The sequence below is a fragment of the Propionispira arboris genome, from assembly GCF_900109225.1.
Classification (GTDB): Bacteria; Bacillota; Negativicutes; order Selenomonadales; family Selenomonadaceae; genus Propionispira; species Propionispira arboris.
The window spans coordinates 45,820-52,724 of sequence record NZ_FNZK01000027.1 but is presented as its reverse complement, the minus strand read 5'-3'; the positions used below and the strand labels follow the sequence as shown (position 1 = coordinate 52,724).

9 protein-coding genes are annotated in these 6,905 nt (G+C 35.5%); 1 reads left to right on the top strand and 8 read right to left on the bottom strand.

Going from position 1 to position 6,905, the window contains the following annotated elements:
- The first annotated feature begins 8 nt into the window (after positions 1-8).
- Positions 9-173: a transposase gene (locus tag BMY14_RS19395; protein ID WP_281246470.1), complete on the top strand. Its 165-nt coding sequence runs from the start codon at positions 9-11 to the stop codon at positions 171-173.
- A 139-nt stretch (positions 174-312) separates the two neighbouring features.
- On the opposite strand, the gene BMY14_RS19390 is transcribed toward BMY14_RS19395, so the two are convergent.
- From BMY14_RS19390 to BMY14_RS19355, 8 genes are all read right to left on the bottom strand, one after another.
- Positions 313-1,053, bottom strand: coding sequence for a hypothetical protein (locus tag BMY14_RS19390; protein ID WP_091835622.1), 741 nt, complete (start codon positions 1,051-1,053; stop codon positions 313-315).
- Between the two features lie 241 nt (positions 1,054-1,294).
- Positions 1,295-1,783, bottom strand: coding sequence for a phenolic acid decarboxylase (locus BMY14_RS19385; RefSeq protein WP_091835619.1), 489 nt, complete (start codon positions 1,781-1,783; stop codon positions 1,295-1,297).
- 114 nt (positions 1,784-1,897) lie between these two features.
- Positions 1,898-3,136, bottom strand: a complete 1,239-nt coding sequence (locus tag BMY14_RS19380; RefSeq protein WP_091835616.1) for an LL-diaminopimelate aminotransferase — start codon at positions 3,134-3,136, stop codon at positions 1,898-1,900.
- Positions 3,137-3,210: 74 nt separating this feature from the next.
- A complete protein-coding gene (locus tag BMY14_RS19375) occupies positions 3,211-3,678 on the bottom strand; it encodes a MarR family winged helix-turn-helix transcriptional regulator (protein WP_245741498.1) in 468 nt (155 codons plus the stop codon).
- Positions 3,679-3,847: 169 nt separating this feature from the next.
- Complete coding sequence (locus tag BMY14_RS19370; protein WP_091835613.1) at positions 3,848-4,432, bottom strand: nitroreductase family protein; 585 nt, start codon at positions 4,430-4,432, stop codon at positions 3,848-3,850.
- Positions 4,433-4,487: 55 nt separating this feature from the next.
- Complete coding sequence (locus tag BMY14_RS19365; protein ID WP_091835610.1) at positions 4,488-4,883, bottom strand: pyridoxamine 5'-phosphate oxidase family protein; 396 nt, start codon at positions 4,881-4,883, stop codon at positions 4,488-4,490.
- A gap of 229 nt (positions 4,884-5,112) precedes the next feature.
- Positions 5,113-5,745, bottom strand: a complete 633-nt coding sequence (gene hxlA / locus BMY14_RS19360; protein WP_019552972.1) for a 3-hexulose-6-phosphate synthase — start codon at positions 5,743-5,745, stop codon at positions 5,113-5,115.
- A 93-nt stretch (positions 5,746-5,838) separates the two neighbouring features.
- Complete coding sequence (locus tag BMY14_RS19355) at positions 5,839-6,894, bottom strand: galactitol-1-phosphate 5-dehydrogenase (protein ID WP_091835607.1); 1,056 nt, start codon at positions 6,892-6,894, stop codon at positions 5,839-5,841.
- Between the last annotated feature and the right edge of the window lie 11 nt (positions 6,895-6,905).

Here is a 6,905-nt window from a genome sequence, read left to right as displayed (position 1 = left end):
ATCGCTCCATTCAATCCGAAGGTACTTTTGGCATCATGAAAAATAACCGCTGGTACAAAAGAATCGTTCGAAAAGGCATGGAACAAGTACGTTTAGAGATTTTCCTGGTTTCTATCGGGCATAATCTTTATAAATACCACAATAAAAGACTACGTTTGAAGAAAGCCGCATAAACTGTAGAAAAACAGTTTTTATGGGGAAAGGGGTTGTGTACCCTTTTTAAGGTAATTGCCCGCTTGTTTACTCAATATGCATAGAAAAAGAGGATGTGGACAAAATGATTTCTCATTTTGTCACATCCCCAATTTTTTGTTAAAATACGATTTGTGAAGAATTATCTTTCTGTAACTGTTGATTTTCTTGAGCGGGTTTCAATTGTTCCTGTTTTGTTGGATCTGTTTTTCCTGATATAAGTGAACCTTGTGTCGTTTGATCTTCTTTATTTGATTTCAGTTGATCCTGTTTCTTTTGATCTTCTTTATTTAATTTTATCTGATCTTGTTTCACTGTGTCTTTTTTAGTTAATTTAGCCTGATCCTGTTTTTTTGTGTCTTTTTTAATGAATTTGCTATCTTGTTTCGTTTGGTCTTTTTTATCTTGATTTAATGTATCTTGTTTCATCGGATCCGCTTTACCCTGATTTAACGTATCCTGTTTCATTGGATCTGTTTTATCTGGATTTAACTGATCTTGTTTCGTTGGATCTGCTTTACCCTGATTTAGCGTATCCTGTTTCATTGGATCTGTTTTATCTGGATTTAACTGATCTTGTTTCGTTGAATCCGCTTTACCCTGATTTAGTGTATCTTGTTTCATTGGATCTGTTTTATCTGGATTTAACTGATCTTGTTTCGTTGAATCCGCTTTACCCTGATTTAACTGATCTTCACCCTGTTGGCCTGTTTGAGTTGGAGTCTGCCTGATTTGATCTTCATGCTGTTTCTGCTGAGTAGCTGGTGGGATTGTCTCCGTTTCAGGTATTGCGGCACTCACACTTGCTGCTGATAATGTAAACATAAACATACCAACAATCAACATCGATATTTTTTTCATCAATAAACCATCTCCTAAACTAAATTTTACATCCGTATGGTGTAACTCATTTACGATACAAGTCTTATATTACAAGGATACTATTGGATTTCCTTTTGTTTTACATTTGATTTTCATTTTAAAATAAAAAAGCAAAAAATACCTATAGATTAAACAATTTTTAATCTATAGGTATTTTTTTATATAGCGAAACGCTATTCTCAATATAAACGTTTTCCATAGTAAACGTTCATTTAAATTCTTACTTCAATTTCCCCGCACGGATATCATCCGTCATTCCCACATAAGGTTTTTTTGATATCAATGTTTCATTATTCACACCAGCATTATGCAAAAATGTTATATCCGCAAATTCTGGAACAACATACTTCGGATACGTATCATACTTTTCACGAGATGTTCGCATGAGATCAAGATGATCATTTTGATAACACACCGTAATTTCCGGATGTTCATGGACCCATTTCGGGAAAAATATAATCCCATGCATTCTTTTTTCATTTGGCATAAAATTCAAAGCAACATCGGTTCCGGTAGGCTCAGTCCAAGCAACTTTATAAACACCTTCTGTGAGTTTCACAATATTGACTTCTTGATCACGCACCCATCGTCCTGCAACCATACCACTATGAATACGATAGTCAATTGTATGATCATTTTTTATATAGATTTCATATTCCCAACCATTTTCATACGTATAAATCATATGACTGCCAATAAATTGTTCCATCTGTAAATCCTTCTTTCATTTTATTTGTTACATGTTGTTTTTGACATGTTTATATTGTAACTCATAAAAATAGACCAAGTCAAGCATCTTCTGCCAGTCTTGGTCTATTTTTATTTAAAAAACAAAATGAACATCGGCTAACCGCTGTTTTACAGTTGCAATGATCTCCTGTTCTTCTGCTTCACCACCTGCTTCAAATGTCACAGAAAATCGGACATAGGCGCCTGCGTCATCCCACGGAACCGTTGAAAGCATTTTTTCGACAATAAGATATTCGGAAAAATCTTCTGCACTGGCAAAACTGCGGCCTCCTTTGATTCCCTTTGGCACCTTCACATAAAGATAGAAAGAAGCCTTCGGTTTCTTTACTGAAAAACCAAGACTCTTTAACGCTGCGACCAGTAAATTGTGGCGACGTGAATACTTCAGACTCGTTTTTTCGGTAATTTCAGGATGCTTGAGACAATATACCCCTGCTTTTTGGATGGCTGCAAACTGTCCGGAATCATTATTATCCTTAACTGCAGCAAACGCTTTCACTACCAGCTCATTTCCACAAATAAAAGCCAATCTCCAGCCTGTCATATTATATGCTTTAGACAACGAATGTATTTCCACCCCTACATCCTTTGCACCATCCATTGACAAAAAGCTAAATGGAACTTCTCCATCAAACGTGAGTGCAGCATAGGCGGCATCCGATACAACAATAATATTATGTTTTTTGGCAAACTCAATAACCTTTGCAAAAAATTCTCTACTTGCCACAGCTCCAGTCGGATTGTTTGGATAATTTATATAAAGCAATTTTGCCCGCTTACACTGCTCAACCGTCAAAGAATCTAAGTTCGGTAAAAAGTTATTTTCTGCTAAAAGCGGCAGATTAACCACTTCACCACCGATTGCCTGTGTTGTCGTTCCCATCACCGGATATCCGGGAACCGTCATAAGCGTAATGTCACCCGGATTAATGAAGGCCAATGGCAAAAGTGCCAAAATAGGTTTAGACCCGATACCATGATTCACCTCTGACACAGGATTTAACCCTTGCACATGATAAACGTTATTCATATAATCTGCAGCCGCTTCTTTGAAATCAAGCAAACCATTATCGGTATAGCCACGATTTTCTTTGCATTTAGCCGCTTTATATAAGATCTCGATCACTTCTGGTTCTGCCATCCAATCCGGTTCGCCGACCCCAAAATCAATTAAATCCATATTAGGATTCTTTTTCTGTGCTGCCCGTTTTGCTCTCTTAATTTTTTCAAATTTATACAAAACTGTATCTTTGCCAAATTGATTCCCGCCAATTCTTTCTGCAATCATCTGTTGAATAAAACTTTCCGTCATTATAAATCCCTCCAATTTTATCTGTGTTTTACAACAAATATTTGTATCATACAAGTATTTGTTGTAAAAATACTTTACTCTATTTTGGCTTTCTCCAATGCTCCCAATAGTGCTTCAACTGCACTCATAATCTCACGCACATGGCCGCGTGGTAAATTTTTGATGACATTACGATAATACATTTTTATACTCGCTTCCAGACGAATTGCCGCTGCGTGCCCTTGCTCAGTAAGTATCGCTTCTACAATCCGTTTATCGAATGTAGATCGCTGACGCATAAGCAGGTGATCCCGCACTAAATTATCCATGATCCGGGTAATCGTACTCGCTTCCAGCTTCATCTTCACACTAATTTCATTAATCGTAAGCGATCCATGCTTAAGAATTTCCAATAAGATATAACACTGCGAATGTGTAAAGCCATGTATGCGAATTTGTTCTTTCTCAAACATCTGAAATCCCCGAACTGTTTTTTGCAACAACTCGCCGATATCTTCGATACAACGATTATATTTCTCATCATTCAAAATTACATCCAGCATCTTTATCACCCTCTTATATATTTGTATCATACAAATATATAAGAGTCAAGAACTTAACAATAAATTTCCTTATTTCCTTAAAATTTTACTGACATAAAGCAGGGCAGGTCTCTTTTATAGATTTATAACTGTGACCTTACCCTCTTCATTTTACAAAAACATTCACATATCAGCTTACGATATGCACCGTACCTTCTTTACGAGACACAGCTTTAGGAATATTCCCCGCTATATAACCAAGTGCAGCTGCACCACAAACTTTATGATTTTCCGGAATTCTAAGTGAAGTCAACATAGATCTTACAGGTATATCATCACAAAACCAAGTCAGTTGATTGATCCAGCATGAACCAATGTTGAGTGCATGCGCCGCTAAAAAAATATTCTGCAAAGCTGCGCCCGTATCCGCCAATGCATTTGAATACTCTCGTTCATTCGATACAATAATCAAAGTCGGTGCGTGATAATAAAAATTATAAGATTCATTTGCCGCTGCTGCTTTTCCGGCTTTTTTAGAACGGTACATCGTATTATCAATAACTAAATTTGAAAAAGCGTTCCGTACCCATTGATTCAATTCTTCCAGCTTATCTGTATTTTGTACAACTGTAAAATGCCACGATTGTGAATTACCCCCACTTGGTGCATATTTCGCTGCTTCAAGAATACTTTCAAGTTCAAGATCGGCTATTTGTTCTGTTTTATATTTACGAACACTGCGACGTGTCAAAATATTTTCTAAAATAGGATTCATCGTATCTTCCTCTCATAAAATCTGCATGCTGTTTCACAGCTCAATCATAAGACAATTAAAACGTAATTGTTTTAGCAGCACCTTTCATATCTTTCAAAGTTGCCTCAGCATTTTCTATGTAGAAAAGTTCAAACAGCGAATCTTCTACGCTGTAAACGTTTTTCAGCATCGGCACAGCATCCAAGGCCGCCTGCTTTATTTGTGGTGTTGTATTAAAAACAGCGTTGCCTTTTAAACGTAACCATTCTCCTGTTTTAGAAGCTGTGCTGATTTCAATTTTCGGATTTACTTGAAGCTGCTGATATACAGGCTTTTTATTATTGGTACCAAAATATAGTTTTCCTTCAAATTCCATCGCTAATCCAAACGGACGAACCTTGGGAACATCGCCATCAACCGTGGCCAGAAAAAACGGTGAATTATCCTGCAAAAATTTTAAAACCTCATCCATTATACAACACTCCTCATAATAAATTTGATCGTACTTTTAATATAACGCAGGACTCATCAATTTATTGCATAAATTTTTAAATTTCTTAAACAAACTTGCCTTAACGTTGATAAGACTAGTCATTAAATGAAAAATAGGAACATAAATTTATGCTCCCATTTTTTCTGTTTTATGTCCAGATAGTACAATTACGCTTAAAAGCATTTTTGTACTCTATCAGTTTCACAACCTATTTACTTTTGAGTTCTTTATAGATCGCTTTCGCTGCCTTAACAGGATCATCTGCGTGAATAATACCACTTCCAACAATAATAATATCAGCACCTACTTTCTTATATTTATAAAGAGTACTTTCTTTGATTCCTCCCGCTACAGAAATCTGAGATTTTTTACTTACTTTCTTCATTTCTGCCAAATCTTCTAATGCTGTTCTGCCAACAGCCTGTTGATCAACTCCTGTATGAACTGTAAAACAGTCAACACCAATTTCCTCCAATTCTAAAATTCTTTTTTCCATATCTTTTACACAAATCATATCAACAAAAACTTTTTTCCCATATTTTTTTGCAGATTCCAGACAGCCTTTTACTGTCAAAGTATCTGTTACACCAAGAACTGTACAATAATCTGCTCCTGCTAAATATGTTAGTTCTGTCTCGTAATCTCCAGCATCCATAATTTTAGTATCTGCCAAAATATATTTTTCTGGGAAATACTTTCTAAATTCTCGTACGCTTCTCATGCCTTCTTCAATAATAAATGGCGAGCCAATTTCAATAATATCAATATACTCTCTTATTTTTTCTACTAATACTAATGCATCGACTAATTTTATGTCATCTAATGCCAGTTGTAGTTTCATGAACAATTCCTCCTAATTTATCTTCATTTATAGAGGATATACTAATTAAAAATATCTTCCATAATTTCTATATCCAGCTCTAGTATTAATGACTTATTTTTCATCTGGATGAAGTATAACTTTACCTATCAATTCTTTTCTTTCCATTAATTTTTTAAAAATTTCTGGTCCTTTACTTAAAGGTAATCTATGTGTAACAATATGCTCTGTGTTGATTTTGTGCTCCGCAAAAAACTTCACGCTATCCGACCATTCTTTTCCAGGAAAAGGTGCTGAAACATTACTCCATGAACCAAAAACTGTTAATTCACTTCTTAAAATTTTTTCAAAATAATATCTCTTCACATGAACATCACCATAAGGGATGCCTAAGAACAATATTTCCCCACCTTTTTTAGCATAAGCAAAAACTTGTGAAGCAGTGATAGGTGACCCCGCAGCTTCAATAACAAGATCTGCTTTCAGTCCATCCGTATTTTTTGCAATAAGTTTTTCCGTATCCTCATTTAATGAATTAATAACGACATCTGCACCAACCTTTTTTGATAGTTCTAACTTAGCATCATCTATATCAATTGCTATAATTTTTCCTACACCGAAAATCTTAGCCCATTGAATAGCAATCAGACCAAGAGTTCCGCCCGCGCCAACTATTGCTACACTCTTGCCAACGGTTAAAGATGTTCTATATAATCCATGAATTACAACAGATGAAGGTTCAACTAAAGATGCTGCATCAAAAGAAAGTGTATTCGGTATTTTAACAAGATTTTGTGAAGGCAAACAAATATATTCGGCAAAAGCTCCTGGTCTTTTGGCACCAATAGCATTGTTAAAATCACTTCTATTAAATTCACCTTTTTTATAATAATAATCTTCTCCGTCAAATACGACTGGGCAGCCTACGACTCTATCATTAATTGAAACATTTGTAACTGCTTTGCCAATCGCTACTACTTCTCCAGAAAATTCATGTCCCCAAATCATTCCTATAATATAAGGTCCTAAAAGTCTATATCTAGATACATCAGACCCACATATCCCTGCTGCTTTAATTTTTACAATGACATCATTGTCACTGTGCATTATCGGTTCTTCTGCTTTTTCAAATCGTATATCTCTAACTCCGTATAATTTTAAAGAATCCATTTTAATCTCTC